The organism is Ensifer sp. 2TAB8, from assembly GCF_052115125.1.
GTDB lineage: Bacteria > Pseudomonadota > Alphaproteobacteria > Rhizobiales > Rhizobiaceae > Ensifer.
The window spans coordinates 104781-118440 of sequence record NZ_JBFRGB010000010.1 but is presented as its reverse complement, the minus strand read 5'-3'; the positions used below and the strand labels follow the sequence as shown (position 1 = coordinate 118440).

Here is a 13660-nt window from a genome sequence, read left to right as displayed (position 1 = left end):
CCCATGGAAGTGCCCAGGCTTCAAAAGAAGTGCACTGCCTTTCCCATTCGATCCGCATCGCGGTTCGCCACATCATCATACCTTGCAATACCAATGAGGAACCGCATGGACACGATCATCGGCTTTCTGAACACGATCTTTTGGGGCTATGTGCTGATCTACGGCCTGCTCGCCGTCGGTATCTATTTCACCCTGCGCCTCGGTTTTCCGCAGATCGTGCATTTCGGCGAGATGTTCCGGGTCCTGAGCAGCGGCGGCTCGAAGGATGCGGCCGGCATCAGCCCGTTCCAGGCGCTGACCGTCAGCCTCGCCTCACGCGTCGGCACCGGCAACCTCGCCGGCGTTGCCGTGGCCCTCTATCTCGGCGGACCGGGTGCCACCTTCTGGATGTGGATGGTGGCGCTGGTCGGCATGGCGACGGCCTATGCCGAAAGCGCACTGGCGCAGCTCTACAAGGTGCGCAACGAGAGCGGCCAATATCGTGGCGGTCCTGCCTTCTACATCGCCCGCGGCCTCAATGCGCCCTGGGCGGCGACGATCTTCTCCGTCTGCCTGATTCTCTCCTTCGGCCTCGTCTTCAACGCCGTGCAGGCCAATTCCATCGCCGATGCCGTCCAGGGCGCCTTCGGCGTGCCGAAGATCGCCGTTGGCATCGCGGTTGCGACCATCTCCGGCATCGTCATCTTCGGCGGCATTCGTCAGATCGCCCGCGTCGCCGAAATCGTCGTGCCCTTCATGGCGATCGCCTATCTCCTGACGGCGATCTATGTGCTGATCGCCAACGCCTCGATCGTCCCGAGCGTCCTGTGGACCATCATCTCCAGCGCCTTCGGCCTGCAGGAAGCGGCCGGCGGTGTTGCCGGCGGTGTGACCGCAGCCATGATGAACGGCGTCAAGCGCGGTCTCTTTTCCAACGAGGCCGGCATGGGCTCGGCCCCGAACATCGCCGCCGTCGCAACGCCCGTGCCGCATCACCCGGCGTCGCAAGGTTTCGTCCAGTCGCTCGGCGTCTTCATCGATACGATCCTGATCTGCACCGCAACCTCGGTCATGATCCTGCTGTCGGGCACATTGGAGCCGGGCTCTGGCGTCACGGGCACGCAGCTGACGCAAGCGGCGATGAACGTGCATATCGGCTGGGCCGGCAGCTACTTCATCGCGATCGCAATCTTCTTCTTCGCCTTCACCTCGATCATCGGCAACTATTCCTATGCGGAGAATGCGCTCACCTATCTCGGGGGCGCCAACCGTCTGGGCGTCCTGATCATGCGCTGCGCCGTGCTCGTCATGGTGGTCTGGGGCGCCTCCGAGAGCATCACCACGGTCTTCGACGCCGCCGATGCCTCCATGGGCCTGATGGCGACGATCAACCTCATTGCCATCGTTCTTCTGTCCGGTACCATTGCCAAACTGACGAAGGATTATTTTGCCCAGCGTCGGCAAGGTCTTGATCCGGTGTTCCATGCGGCCGACTATCCGGAGCTGCAGGGACAGATTGACGGTGAGATCTGGTCGCGCGAAGGGACGACCGGCGCTACCGGGGGCGTGGAGAACAAGACATGGACGGCGCCTTCGAGCCCCTGACACGTACACGGCCGACACTGGCAAAGCCGACACTGGCCAAACAGCGCGGCATCTATCGCGAGCGCGCCGCACCAGGCGCGCTTGGCGGCCATGTCGAATGCCTCTGGAGCCACCGGATGCCGGACGCGCCGCCAGCACCGATGGCGGTGGTGCCAGACGGCTGCGTCGATATCCTCTGGTCCGATCGAGGCCTCGTCATCGCCGGCCCCGATCGGGTGGCAGCCTTGCCGGTCATCGCCAGCGGCGCCAACATCGTCGGCCTGCGTTTCCGCCCAGGTGTCGCTGCGTCGTTCCTGCGCACATCCCTTTCGGAAATCACCGGTCAAATCGTCCCGCTAGACGTGTTCTGGGGCAAGGAAGGGCGTGAACTCGACGCACGGCTTCAGGACGCACCGGATACGACCCGCCGCGCGGACATCCTGGCGGATGCGGTGCTGCGGCGCCTGCCGGCCGTCTCTCCGCCGCCAGGTGATGTCGCGGTCACCCTCGCCTATCTCCGGCAGAGCCCTGATTCGCCTGACAACCCCATCCGCGCACTGGCTACGGCCACCGGCACCAGCGAACGGACGCTGCGCCGGCGCTGCCACGAGCATTTCGGCTATGGCGCCAAGACGCTCGATCGCATCCTGCGGCTGCAGCGCTTCCTAGGCGCATGCCAGAGGGAACCGTCGGCAACGCTCAGCCTGCTAGCGCTCGATGCCGGCTATGCCGACCAGGCGCATCTTTCGCGCGAGGCCAGGCAGCTGACCTCGCTGTCCCCGGCGGAAATCCGCCGTCAGCTCTCCGTCGACCGGCATGCGGCCTGACTGGCCGTTTCGTTCAAGACCGGTGAGGCCACCCATGCTACGTCTTCTCAAAGGAGAACCAGGCATGGCAACACTCGAAGCAAAAATCGTTCACACCACAATCAACCGCGACTGGCGCGAGGTCTATGCCTTCATGGCAAAGCCCGAAAACATGCCGCGCTGGGCGTCCGGCCTGTCGTCGGGCCTGGCGCGCGAGGGCGACCATTGGCTGGCGCCCGGACCGCTCGGAAACGCCCGCGTGCGCTTCGCTCCCGCCAACGACTTCGGCGTCGTCGACCATCTGGTGACGCTCGAAGATGGCACCAAGGTCAACAATGCCCTGCGGGTCGTGCCGAACGGCGATGGCGCGGAGGTGATGTTCACGCTTCTGCGGCAGCCGGGCATGAGCGCGGAACAGTTTGCAGGCGATGCCGCCTGGGTGACTGGAGATCTCGCCACTTTGAAATCGATCATGGAATCCGGAGAAGACAGATAAAATGGGTAACAAGGGCAACGACAGCCGTATCGACTATGTCGAGTTCAACGTCTCCGACATCGCCGCCAGCAAAGCCTTCTACGGCAGCGCTTTCGGCTGGACCTTCACCGACTACGGCCCGGAATATTGCGAGTTCCAGGACGGCCGGCTGACCGGCGGCTTTACCACAACGGGTCCCGTCGGCAGCGGTGGACCGCTCATCATCCTCTATGCCGACAAGCTCGAGGACATGTTCGCCCGCGTTGAAAAGGCGGGCGGCAAGATCGTCAAGCCGATCTTTTCCTTCCCCGGCGGAAGGCGCTTCCACTTCGCCGACCCGGATGGGTACGAGCTGGCGGTCTGGTCGGCGCAGTAAGGCTGAGACACTCAGGGAGGTAGAGCGGGGACGATGGCAGCAGCCTCGCCACACGGGCGCAGTGGCCGCCTCCTCCCCACCCTCATCTCTGTGCTTGTCACAGAGATCCAGCGGCCGTGCGTCCGCACGGCAAGAGGCGCTGAGCCAAAACATGCGGGCCGCTTTTCTCGCGCCGCCGACGCGGCGCGGCTGGATTTCTGTGACAAGCACAGAAATGAGGGAGGTTGGAGAGACGGCAGCGCGTGCCGTTCGCGCTGCGTGCCTCGCTGCGTAATCGGCAATCAACCGATACGTCTGCGACTGCGTCGCCGCCACCCGTATCCTGTGGACGCACACTCCCGCTTTACGCCGGCTTAATCTCTACACGCCAGAATTGCGCACAAAGAACACGAGGGCGCGCAAGAGCATGGCCGACACGCATAACTTTCTGAAAAATTCCGTCATCATCGGCGCCCATCCCGACGACGAGCTGCTGTGGTTCACCTCGATCCTCAACAAAGTCGACGAAGTGATCATCCTTTACCGCGACATCTGGTCGGAACCGCAGATGGGCGATGCGCGCGCTGCCGCGATCAAGGCCTATCCGCGCGGCAATGTGCGCTTCCTGGAAATGGAAGAAACCGGCTCCTTCGACTGCGCCGACTGGACCAATCCGAAGCCCGGCCCCTTCGGCATGGAATTCGGCACAGAAGGAACGCGGCGCGAGGCCAAACGCATCGTCAAGAAGTCGCTGTCGCAGATCATGCCCGGCAGCTTCCGCCACTCGACGAGACCGATTGCGCAGGCCTATCGCGACAACTACGAAACGCTCTACCGCACGCTTTACCCGCTCCTGAAGCCCGAGATGAACGTCTTCACCCACAATCCCTGGGGCGAATACGGCCATGAGGATCACGTCCAGGTCTTCCGCGTGCTCGACCGCCTGCGCGGCGAGATCGGATTCAAGCTCTGGATGTCCAACTATTGCACCGAGCGCTCCATGCCGCTCGCCATGCAATATTTCAGCCGCAAGCCGACCGGCTATGTCCGCCTGCCCGCCGACAAGGGCTTTGCCGAGCAGGTTGCCAATATCTATCGCCAGCACGGCTGCTGGACCTGGCGCGACGACTGGATCTGGTTCGACGACGAATGCTTCATGGAAGCGCCATCCAGCAAGCCGGAAGGTGGCGGCTTCCACCTCTTGCCGATGAACCTCTTCAATTTCGGCACGGTGGTGAAGAAGCCGGTCAACGCCCCGCTGCTTCTCGGCACCGCGCTATCGAGCGTCGTGGTCGGCGCCACCATCGCTGCCGCCCTGGAATGAGAAAGGCCGCGTCCTGACGCGGCCTTTTCCCGAATGGGTAGATTGGTGCGGCTGCGCTCTGCGCTGCCCTCACTGTCCTGCCGGACATCTCTCCCCGCGGGCGGGGAGAGAGACGCTGGGCGCACCCTCTGGTCCCAAACCAGCGTTCCCAAACCGAGGCGGTCCCGATCCGCAGCGTTCTGTGGTCCCGCGGCTGTGTTCCTGCTCGGCGAAACGTTCGAGATGGGTTAGCCGGTGCCACTTGTCTCCTTCTCCCCGTCGTGACGGGGAGAAGGTGGCGGCAGCCGGATGAGGGGCGGTCGCCGACCGAAGCCAGCCCGTTACTCGCCGCCACCCAGCGAATGCACGAACACGGCAAGCTGCTTGACCGTGGTGTCGCCGAGGCGCGGCAGCCAGGCCGGCATCACGCCGTGCTTTGGCGTCTTCATCTGGGCGATGATCGCCTGTTCGCCCGAGCCGTTCAGCCACAGCGCGTCGGCGAGATCAGGTGCACCGAACTCGCGGTTACCCTTGGCATCGGGGCCATGGCAGGAGGCGCAGTTGGCTTCAAACAGCGCCTTGCCCGGCTCGACCATCGACGCATCGGACGGCGTGCCCGTGAGGCTGACGACATAGGCGGCGGTCTGCTTGATCTCTTGCGGCTGCAGGATTTCGGCGAAGGACGGCATTTCCGACACGCGGGTCTCGCCATCGCCGTTGTAGCGGATGCCATGGGCGATCGTCTGGTAGATCTCCTCGGGCTTGCCGCCCCAGAGCCAGTCGTCGTCGTTCAGGTTCGGGAAACCGGCGGAACCGGCCGCACCCGAGCCATGGCACTGGGCGCAGTTGACCTTGAAGGCCGAGGCGCCGCCGGAGACGGCAAACTGCTGCAGCTGCGGATCGGCAATGATCTGCTCGATCGTGCTCGATGCGATCTTCTCGAGGTTGCCGGCCTGCGCGGCCTTGGCGCTGGCAAGCTCGGCGCTCACCTCGGCACGGCTCGAATAGCCGAGCACGCCCTTGGTTGCGTCGGTCAGGAGCGGTACCGCCGGATAGACGATCATGTAGCCGACCGCCCAGACGATGGTCGCGTAGAAGGTATAGACCCACCAGCGCGGCATCGGGTTGTTGAGTTCGCGGATACCGTCCCATTCGTGGCCGGTGGTCTCAACGCCGCTGATTTCGTCGACGTGTTTGTCCGCCATTATTTTAATCCTCCTTCAGAGGGATGGCTGCGGCCTGGTCGGCGGCCTTCTTGGCGCCGGGCCGAAAGATGAAGGCGACGACGCCGAGGAAAAAGAGCGTCATGCCAAGCAGCGCCCAGCTATCGGCGAACTGGCGCATGGCCGTGTAGGTTTCCATGTGCGTTTCTCCTTAGCGGTATCCGGTCGTGTCGTCGTAAGTGGAGAAGTCGACCAGCGTGCCGAGCATCTGCAGATAGGCGATGAGCGCATCCATCTCCGTCAGCTTCTGCGGATTACCGTCGAAGTCGCCGAGCTTGGCCTTCGGATAGCGCGCCTCGAGGCCCGAGGTGTCGGCGTTCGGATCGGCCTGCGCCTTGATGTCGGCCAGTGCGTTGTCGATCATCTCGTCCGTATAGGGAACGCCGACCGCCTTGTTGGCCTTCAGGTTCATGGCGATGTTCTTCACGTCGAGCGTCGTCTCCTTGAGGAAGGCGTAGCTCGGCATGACCGATTCCGGCACCACCGAGCGCGGCTCGGTCATGTGCTGCACGTGCCACTCGTTGGAGTAGCGGTCGCCGACGCGGGCGAGATCCGGCCCGGTGCGCTTGGAACCCCACTGGAACGGATGGTCGTACATGGATTCCGCCGCCAGCGAGTAATGGCCGTAGCGCTCCACTTCGTCGCGGAACGGGCGGATCATCTGGCTGTGACAGACATAGCAGCCCTCACGGACATAGATGTCGCGCCCGGCGAGTTCCAGCGGCGAATAGGGCCGCATGCCTTCCACCTTCTCGATGGTGTTTTCGAGGTAGAAAAGCGGCGCGATTTCCACGATGCCGCCGATGGAGACGACGAGCAGCGAGCCGACGAGCAGCAGGGTTGCGTTGCGTTCAAGGGTCGCGTGTTTGTCGAGAATGGACATGGTCTGGGCCCTCCTATTCCGCAGCTTTCAGTGCGGGCTGAGCAGCACCGAAGATCGGGGCTTCGTCGCGCACGCGGCCGAGGATGGTCATTGTTACGTTGAAGGCCATGAGCAGAGCCCCGGCGAGGAACAGTGCGCCGCCAAGAGCACGCAGCACGTAGTAGGGCAGCATGGCCGCGACCGATTCGGCGAAGGAATAGACGAGGAAGCCCTGGTCGTCGTACTCGCGCCACATCAGGCCCTGCTGGATGCCGGCAACCCACATGACCGCCGCGTAGACGACGATGCCGAGGGTGGCGAGCCAGAAGTGCCAGTTGACCATGCGCACGCTGTAGAGACGCTCACGGTTCCACAGCTTCGGAACGAGATAGTAGATCGCGCCGAAGGTGATGAGACCGTTCCAGCCGAGCGCACCGGAATGCACGTGGCCGATGGTCCAGTCGGTGTAGTGGCTGAGCGAATTGACCGTCTTGATCGACATCATCGGACCTTCGAAGGTCGCCATGCCGTAGAAGGCAACGGCCATGACCATCATGCGGATGATCGGGTCGGTGCGGATCTTGTCCCAAGCGCCCGAAAGCGTCATCAGACCGTTGATCATGCCGCCCCAGGAGGGCATCCACAGCATAACCGAGAAGACCATGCCGAGCGTCTGCGCCCAGTCTGGCAGCGCCGTATAGTGCAGGTGGTGCGGACCCGCCCAGATGTACATGAAGATCAGCGACCAGAAGTGGATGATCGACAGGCGGTAGGAGTAGACCGGGCGGTTGGCCTGCTTCGGGATGAAGTAATACATCATGCCGAGGAAGCCGGCCGTCAGGAAGAAGCCGACGGCGTTATGCCCGTACCACCATTGTGTCAGCGCGTCCTGCACCCCGGCAAAGGCCGAGTAGCTCTTCGAGCCGAGGAAGGAGACGGGAACCGCCAGGTTGTTGACGATGTGCAGCATCGCGATGGTGACGATGAAGGCGAGGTAGAACCAGTTGGCCACATAGATATGCGGCTCCTTGCGCGTCAGAAGCGTGCCGAGGAAGGCGATGAGATAGGCGACCCAGACGATCGTCAGCCACAGGTCGACATACCATTCCGGCTCCGCATACTCCTTCGACTGGGTGATGCCGAGCAGGTAGCCGGTGGCCGCCATGATGATGAAGAGCTGGTATCCCCAGAACACGAACCAGCCGAGATTGCCGCCGAAAAGACGCGCGCGGCTGGTGCGCTGGACGATGTAGAAGGACGTCGCGATCAGCGCGTTGCCGCCGAAGGCGAAGATCACCGCCGAGGTGTGCAACGGCCGCATGCGGCCGAAGTTGAACCAGGGCTCGATATTGAGGTCCGGAAAGGCGAGCTGGAGCGCAACCACGACGCCCACGAGAAAGCCGACGACGCCCCAGAAGACCGTGGCGATCACGCCATACTTGACCACGTCGTCGAAATATTCCGACTGCGGCGGTTGTGGTGGCGTCCTGCCCGCGGAAACCGGGCTGAACTCGATGCGTCGCATCAGCAGGATGGTGCCGGCGAGGAGCACGAAGAACAGCACCCACATATGGGCTTCAAAGTGCCGGTCCTGCGCAAACCCGGCGCCGACAAGCGCCAGGAAAGCACCGACCCCGAGCAGGATCATCTCGAATGTGTATTTCATGGTTGGGTCCCCAACTTGGTCCGAACGCACGCGGCGACGCGCCCTGAACAAGGCACGCCACTGCAGCTTGCCGGAAAGTGTCAGAATCGGGGCAGCCTGGCCTTGATTCAGATCAAGGCTGGAGCACCTCGAATGCATCATCCTCGGCAAACAATAGGGAGCGCCATGGGAGCTGGCGTCTGAAGCCGATGAAAAAGACATTTGAGGATGGACGAATCCGGAGCCGGCCAGAGCCGCCTCCCCGCCCCATCCCGATGGCCGAGCCCTTCGCATGGCTCGCCCGCGCACATGAAGAACAGCTCGCGCTCTGCAACAGTCTCGAGGAAATCGCCGACAGTCTGCCCGCCGAGATCGACCGGCAGAAATGCGTCTACGCCGCCAAGGTGCTCGGACCGATGATCCGCGAGATGCATTCCGGCGAGGAAAGCCTGGTGTTTCCGTGGATCGAGCGCACCTTCCGCAGCGACCCGACAATCGGCTCGACGCTGGAGCGGCTGAAATACGAGCATTGCGAAGACGAATGCTTCGCCGAAGAACTGACGGAAATGCTGGAGCGCCTCGGCGCCGCCGACCAGTCCGTCAATGCCGAGACCGCCGGCTACATGCTGCGCGGCTTCTTTACCAGCCTGCGCCGCCATGTCGGCTTCGAGCAGGAATGTCTGCGCAGCATCACCGCACCGGCCGGGTGAAGGCGCTATAGGCTGGGCCGGATGGCAAAGGCAGAATGACGCGCGATCGTATTCCGGTCGCGCGTTGTCGTTCAGGGAATCGTTTGGCTTGGTGCCGCAGGGTTGAGCCTCAGGCCGCGATCGCGCGGCGACGGTCGGCATGTTCCTGGATCACCAGGATCGCACCGATGAGCTTGCCATTGCTCGACGTGCACGGCGTCAGCCGGCAGCGCACCACGACCGTGCGCGCATCGACGGTCTTGGCGAAGGTATAGTCGACCACCTCGCCGGCAAAACAGCGATCGAGATAGGATTTCACCCGCTGTTCGAAACGCTGGATGCCGATGAACTCGACGATGTGCCGGCCGATCAGATCCATCGGGCGGCTCGCCAGATGGTTGGCGTTGAGCGGGTTGGTATAGAGGTAGCGGTAGTCGGGCGTGATCACCGCGATCCGATCGGGGAAACTGTCGAGGATGGCCTCGTTGAGGAGCCCCTCGTCCGCCCTGCCCTTGCTCGGCTGCGCCGGCAGGCGTTCAAGCTGCAGGTCGGCGAACTTTTCCGCGCCGGTCGCGGCGAAATAGCGGTTGATCAGCGATTGCAGCAACTGCGAGTGCCTGAGCACGCAGGAGATGTCGTCGGCCTCGACGCGCAGGATGTCGATCAGAAACTGGAACTGAAGTCGGGCGTCTTCGACGCTCACCGCCTTCTCGTCGTAGACGGAACGAAGGATCGGATCCAATTCGCGATCCAGAATGCTGATCAAATGCTCGTCTGCCGTACGTACGGCATACTGCAGCTGCGAATACTTGAACCAGAACAGCTCAATCAGTGCGTTCAATTCGAAACCCCAATTCCCCCACGGCAGAGCCGCTTCGATGCACTTACAAAATAGGCGTCATGCTGCTGACACTGATCTAGTTTTTGGCGCGTCCCCACCCTTTCCGTGTAAAACCACACCGCTCCGGCCACCCAAAGCGCTTGCAGTCTTCCCCGTTGAAAGACAACGAGGAGTTTACACTCATTGCATTAGCGTTCAACAGCAGAAAGAAAAACTTAACCTTTTGAAGCATTTTCGGGACAAAACCGGCATGTGCTGCCGCAAACGGGCAGAAGCATGGAGACCGCCGAGGGCGGTATCCACGCGTCCGGAATTATCAAGCTCCGCGGAAGGAAGCTCGAGCGCGATCGCTCGCGGCGAAGGGAATCAATCCTTGAGATAGCGCTTGATGTGCCAGCGGTCGTGATACCAGAGCCACTGGCCGGGATATTCGCGCACCCAGCTTTCCACCTTGTCGTTCAGCACCTGGGCCGTGGCGGTGACGTCGACATTGCCATCCGGCTTGCGCGGAATGGTGATCGCCGGCTCGATCTCCAGCCGGAAACGCCCGCCCGGCAGACGGATGCAGCGGGCCGGATAGACCTCGCAGTTGAACTGACGCACGAGCTTGGCGAGCAGCGGATTGGTCTGCACGTCCTGGCCGAAGAACTTGGTCTTCAGTCCCTTGCGGAACTTCTGATCGACGAGAACCCCAACGCCTTGGCCGCGCTCGAGCTGGCGGGCGAGCGCGAAGGAGGAGCCCGCATGGGACGGCACGAGGTTGCCCATGCGCTCCTCGCGGAACTTGAACACCTTTTCCGCCACATACGGATTGTTCGGCGGCCGGAAGAGTACCGTCACGTCGAGACCGAAGGCGGAGCCTGCAACAGGCAGCATCTCGAAGTTGCCGCTATGCGCCGTGAAGACGATGAAGGGACGCGGATTGTCTCGGAGTTCCAGGAACAGGGGAATGCCCGACACTTCGATCCGACCGGGCGTCGTGCGCTCCGGATCGAAATCGAACAGACGGTCGAGAAACACGTATTCGGCCGCCATGCGGCCCATGTTGCCCCAGCTTTCGAGCGCGATCGCCTCGATCTCGGCCTCGCTCTTCTCCGGAAAAGCGTTGCGCAGATTGGTCAGCGTCAGCTTGTGGCGGCCGGTCCTCGGGCCGATGAAGCGCACCGCGCGATCCATGAAGTTGATCGCGCCATCGGCCGGGAACATCTTCAGGATCGTCAGTAGCAGGAACACGAACTGCGCGATCAGCCACTGGCGGAAACGATCCGCCGCCAGCACCAGCCGTGTGATCAGCATGCGCACGTCGATCAATCCATCTTCAGGATGATCTTGCCGAAGATCTGGCGCGATTCCATACGCTCCAGCGCCCGGTCGATCTGATCGAGGCTGATTTCAGTGTCGATAACCGGATGAACGAGGCCGCGGGCCATCTTCTGCATGGCGTTCGCCATGTTCTCCATGCGGCAGCCGAAGGAGCCGAGCAGCTTCAGCTGCTGCTGGAACAGCATCATCAGGTTCATGTCGGTGGAAACGCCCGAGGTGGAGCCGCAGGTGACGAGACGGCCGCCACGCTTCATGCAGAGCATCGAGCCCGCCCAGGTGTCCTTGCCGACGTGTTCGAACACGACGTCGACGCCCTTCTTCTTGGTGAGCTTCCGCACCACGCCCTCGAAGCGGTCGGTGCGGTAGTTGATGACGTGATCGGCGCCGAGCGCCTTCGCCTTCTCGATCTTGTCATCCGAGCCGACGGTCGTGATCACGGTGCAACCGATCTTCTTGGCAAGCTGGATCGCCGCCGAACCGATGCCGGACCCGCCGGCATGAACGAGAATGGTTTCGCCGGGCTCGAGCTTGGCATTGTCGAAGAGCATGTGCTCGACCGTGCCGAAGGTGACCGGAGCAAGGGCTGCTGCAACCGCATCGACACCCGGAGGGGCCGGTACCAGCAGGCGCGCCGGCAGGTTGATCTTCTCCTGCGCGAATCCGTCGAGGTGGAATCCGTGAACGCCGCCGACATGTTCGCAGAGATTGTCGCGGCCTTCCTTGCATGGGCGGCAGAGGCCGCAGGTGCGCGCGCCGTAGATCGAGACCAGCTGCCCCGGCAGCACGCTCGAAACGCCCGGGCCGATGCTGTCAACGACACCCGATGCCTCAGCACCGATGACGAGCGGCATCTTGCGCTTGGCAAAAGCCATGCCGCGCCAGCCCCAGACGTCGATATGGTTGAGTGCCACTGCCTTGACGCGCAGCGTCACCTCACCCGGGCCGGGCGCTTCCGGTTCCGGAATGTCGGTGATTTCAAGCTTGCGGTCATCGAGCAGTTGCAGGGCGCGCATGGTTCTTCCTTTAAATGTTCAGATCGACAGGCGGCATATACACGTCTTGTGGACATGTCGCCATTCTACAGAGGGTGGCGCTGTACCCCCTCTGCCCTGCCGGGCATCTCCCCCACGGGAGATTTGGATGTGGCACCCCCTTGCCCTTCAATAAAAGCTCCTGGTGCGAGCCTTGCTATTGAAGCGATCGGCCGACCGCGCGTCGATCTCCCCCTTGTGGGGGAGATGGCCGGCAGGCCCGAGGGGGTATTTCGCTCGACCGATCTCCGGCTCAGGCCGGCTCGGCCATCATCACCAGGCTGGCGTTCTGACCGCCGAAGCCGAAGGAGTTCGACAGCACCGCAGTCACCTGCTGGCTGCGCTTCACGTTCGGCACCACGTCGAGCACGATCGCCGGATCGGGATTCTGGTAGTTGATCGTCGGCGGCAGCGTGCCGGTCAGCATCGTCTGGATCGAGAACACCGCCTCGACCGCACCGGCAGCCGTCAGCGTGTGACCGATCATCGACTTGTTGGACGAGACCGGGATCGACGGCAGGCGGTCGCCGAAGACGGCCGACATCGACAGGTATTCCATCTTGTCGTTCTCGGGCGTCGAGGTGCCGTGAGCGTTGATGTAGCCGATGCCGGTTTCATCGATGCCGGCGTCGGCCAGCGCCGCCCGGATCGTCGCGATGGCCGGCCCACCGTCCGGCGAGGAGCGCGTGCGGTGGAAGAGGTCGGCCTTCTCGCCACAACCCTTCAGGATGCCATAGACGCGGGCGCCACGAGCAACGGCTGCTTCCAGCGATTCGAGCACCAGCGTCGCTGCACCTTCGGCAATCACGAAACCGTCGCGATCCTTGGTGAATGGCTTGGATGCCTTCTCCGGCGGGTCGTTCTGGGTGGAGAGCGCCGAAAGCAGCGCAAAGCGGATCAGGGCCTCGGCGCTGACCGAGCCGTCGGTCGCAACCGTCAGCGCGCGCTCGGTGCGGCCCTGGCGGATCGCCTCGACGCCGAGCTGGATCGCGGTCGCGCCCGATGCACAAGCAGTCGACAGCGTCACCGGCAGGCCGCGCGTGCCGAAGCGATCGGCAAGGCGTTCCGAGATCGAGCCGAAGAGCACGGCCTCATGAAACACGGGATCGGCCTTCTGACGCATCGCGGCGAGGAAGCGGTTATAGGCATCGCCCGGCTGTTCCGAGGGCGGCGAACGATCGGCGAGCTCGAAGCGAGCGCTCCATTCCGGCTCAACCGGCGGGGCAGCCAGGAACAAGGGGCCGTTGAAATCGCCGGAGATTCCGGCCTGCGCCAAGGCCTCCAGCGTTGTTTCGCGCGCCATGGCATAGGAACGCTCGACGGAGTTGGCGGCGGGGATGTCGATGAAATCGACCATGCCGGAAATGCGGGTGTTCAGACCCTCCGTCGGGAAACGGGTGATCTTGTGGATGCCCGAGACGCCGCCCGAAAGCGCTGCCCAGTTGTCTTCGACGCCCTGGCCGAGCGAGGTGATGACGCCCATGCCGGTGACGGCGATGATCGGACGGCCGAGGTGATCCTTGTAAGCGTTGCTCATGGTCCGC

Annotated in this window: 14 protein-coding genes; 6 read left to right on the top strand and 8 right to left on the bottom strand. The window is 63.0% G+C overall.

The genetic code is table 11. The annotated features are described in order from the left end of the window. The first annotated feature begins 105 nt into the window (after nt 1–105). The 5 genes from AB4Z53_RS18015 to AB4Z53_RS17995 all read left to right on the top strand — a co-directional run bounded on the left by AB4Z53_RS18015 (nt 106) and on the right by AB4Z53_RS17995 (nt 4523). Nucleotides 106–1584 (top strand): alanine/glycine:cation symporter family protein, encoded by a 1479-nt coding sequence (locus AB4Z53_RS18015; protein ID WP_441596881.1) that lies wholly within the window; start codon nt 106–108, stop codon nt 1582–1584. Further along, entirely contained in the window at nt 1560–2390 is an 831-nt protein-coding gene (locus AB4Z53_RS18010; protein ID WP_441596879.1) for a helix-turn-helix domain-containing protein, read from the top strand. The genes AB4Z53_RS18015 and AB4Z53_RS18010 overlap by 25 nt, the downstream gene beginning before the upstream one ends. Before the next feature lie 64 nt (nt 2391–2454). Further along, the gene (locus AB4Z53_RS18005; protein WP_441596877.1) at nt 2455–2865 is read left to right on the top strand and encodes an SRPBCC family protein; all 411 of its coding nucleotides are present in this window, start codon (nt 2455–2457) and stop codon (nt 2863–2865) included. 1 nt (nt 2866) lies between these two features. Continuing rightward, a complete protein-coding gene (locus AB4Z53_RS18000; protein WP_113539349.1) occupies nt 2867–3220 on the top strand; it encodes a VOC family protein in 354 nt (117 codons plus the stop codon). Between the two features lie 406 nt (nt 3221–3626). Continuing rightward, the gene (locus tag AB4Z53_RS17995) at nt 3627–4523 is read left to right on the top strand and encodes a hypothetical protein (protein WP_441596874.1); all 897 of its coding nucleotides are present in this window, start codon (nt 3627–3629) and stop codon (nt 4521–4523) included. A gap of 320 nt (nt 4524–4843) precedes the next feature. Here the strand turns inward: AB4Z53_RS17995 and ccoP are convergent, their stop codons facing one another. From ccoP to ccoN, 4 genes are read right to left on the bottom strand one after another with little or no spacing between them, the layout of a single operon-like run. Further along, complete coding sequence (gene ccoP / locus AB4Z53_RS17990) at nt 4844–5707, bottom strand: cytochrome-c oxidase, cbb3-type subunit III (RefSeq protein ID WP_441596873.1); 864 nt, start codon at nt 5705–5707, stop codon at nt 4844–4846. Between the two features lie 4 nt (nt 5708–5711). Further along, complete coding sequence (locus AB4Z53_RS17985) at nt 5712–5864, bottom strand: cbb3-type cytochrome c oxidase subunit 3 (protein WP_113539347.1); 153 nt, start codon at nt 5862–5864, stop codon at nt 5712–5714. 12 nt (nt 5865–5876) lie between these two features. Further along, nucleotides 5877–6608 (bottom strand): cytochrome-c oxidase, cbb3-type subunit II, encoded by a 732-nt coding sequence (gene ccoO, locus AB4Z53_RS17980; protein WP_441596870.1) that lies wholly within the window; start codon nt 6606–6608, stop codon nt 5877–5879. Between the two features lie 13 nt (nt 6609–6621). Then, on the bottom strand, nt 6622–8253 hold the full coding sequence (ccoN, locus tag AB4Z53_RS17975) for a cytochrome-c oxidase, cbb3-type subunit I (RefSeq protein ID WP_441596869.1): 1632 nt from the start codon (nt 8251–8253) through the stop codon (nt 6622–6624). A 188-nt stretch (nt 8254–8441) separates the two neighbouring features. On the opposite strand from ccoN, the gene AB4Z53_RS17970 reads away from it, so the two are divergent. Then, the gene (locus AB4Z53_RS17970) at nt 8442–8942 is read left to right on the top strand and encodes a hemerythrin domain-containing protein (RefSeq protein WP_441596867.1); all 501 of its coding nucleotides are present in this window, start codon (nt 8442–8444) and stop codon (nt 8940–8942) included. 109 nt (nt 8943–9051) lie between these two features. Here the strand turns inward: AB4Z53_RS17970 and AB4Z53_RS17965 are convergent, their stop codons facing one another. From AB4Z53_RS17965 to AB4Z53_RS17950, 4 genes are all read right to left on the bottom strand, one after another. Beyond that, the gene (locus AB4Z53_RS17965; RefSeq protein WP_113539343.1) at nt 9052–9762 is read right to left on the bottom strand and encodes a PAS domain-containing protein; all 711 of its coding nucleotides are present in this window, start codon (nt 9760–9762) and stop codon (nt 9052–9054) included. Nucleotides 9763–10128: 366 nt separating this feature from the next. Continuing rightward, nucleotides 10129–11058 carry a lipid A biosynthesis lauroyl acyltransferase gene (locus tag AB4Z53_RS17960; RefSeq protein WP_441597016.1) on the bottom strand — a complete coding sequence of 310 codons (930 nt, stop codon included), beginning with the start codon at nt 11056–11058 and terminating at the stop codon, nt 10129–10131. Between the two features lie 11 nt (nt 11059–11069). Next, nucleotides 11070–12098 carry a zinc-binding dehydrogenase gene (locus AB4Z53_RS17955; protein WP_065376515.1) on the bottom strand — a complete coding sequence of 343 codons (1029 nt, stop codon included), beginning with the start codon at nt 12096–12098 and terminating at the stop codon, nt 11070–11072. 271 nt (nt 12099–12369) lie between these two features. Then, complete coding sequence (locus AB4Z53_RS17950; protein WP_113539342.1) at nt 12370–13653, bottom strand: beta-ketoacyl-ACP synthase; 1284 nt, start codon at nt 13651–13653, stop codon at nt 12370–12372. Between the last annotated feature and the right edge of the window lie 7 nt (nt 13654–13660).

Coding starts and splice junctions, on each gene's coding strand:
- ccoN (WP_441596869.1), bottom strand. CDS start 8,253: ATGAAATACACATTCGAGATGATCCTGCTCGGGGTCGGTGCTTTCCTG.
- AB4Z53_RS17995 (WP_441596874.1), top strand. CDS start 3,627: ATGGCCGACACGCATAACTTTCTGAAAAATTCCGTCATCATCGGCGCC.
- ccoP (WP_441596873.1), bottom strand. CDS start 5,707: ATGGCGGACAAACACGTCGACGAAATCAGCGGCGTTGAGACCACCGGC.
- AB4Z53_RS17985 (WP_113539347.1), bottom strand. CDS start 5,864: ATGGAAACCTACACGGCCATGCGCCAGTTCGCCGATAGCTGGGCGCTG.
- AB4Z53_RS18015 (WP_441596881.1), top strand. CDS start 106: ATGGACACGATCATCGGCTTTCTGAACACGATCTTTTGGGGCTATGTG.
- AB4Z53_RS17950 (WP_113539342.1), bottom strand. CDS start 13,653: ATGAGCAACGCTTACAAGGATCACCTCGGCCGTCCGATCATCGCCGTC.
- AB4Z53_RS18005 (WP_441596877.1), top strand. CDS start 2,455: ATGGCAACACTCGAAGCAAAAATCGTTCACACCACAATCAACCGCGAC.
- AB4Z53_RS18010 (WP_441596879.1), top strand. CDS start 1,560: ATGGACGGCGCCTTCGAGCCCCTGACACGTACACGGCCGACACTGGCA.
- AB4Z53_RS17960 (WP_441597016.1), bottom strand. CDS start 11,058: ATGCTGATCACACGGCTGGTGCTGGCGGCGGATCGTTTCCGCCAGTGG.
- AB4Z53_RS18000 (WP_113539349.1), top strand. CDS start 2,867: ATGGGTAACAAGGGCAACGACAGCCGTATCGACTATGTCGAGTTCAAC.
- ccoO (WP_441596870.1), bottom strand. CDS start 6,608: ATGTCCATTCTCGACAAACACGCGACCCTTGAACGCAACGCAACCCTG.
- AB4Z53_RS17955 (WP_065376515.1), bottom strand. CDS start 12,098: ATGCGCGCCCTGCAACTGCTCGATGACCGCAAGCTTGAAATCACCGAC.
- AB4Z53_RS17970 (WP_441596867.1), top strand. CDS start 8,442: ATGAAAAAGACATTTGAGGATGGACGAATCCGGAGCCGGCCAGAGCCG.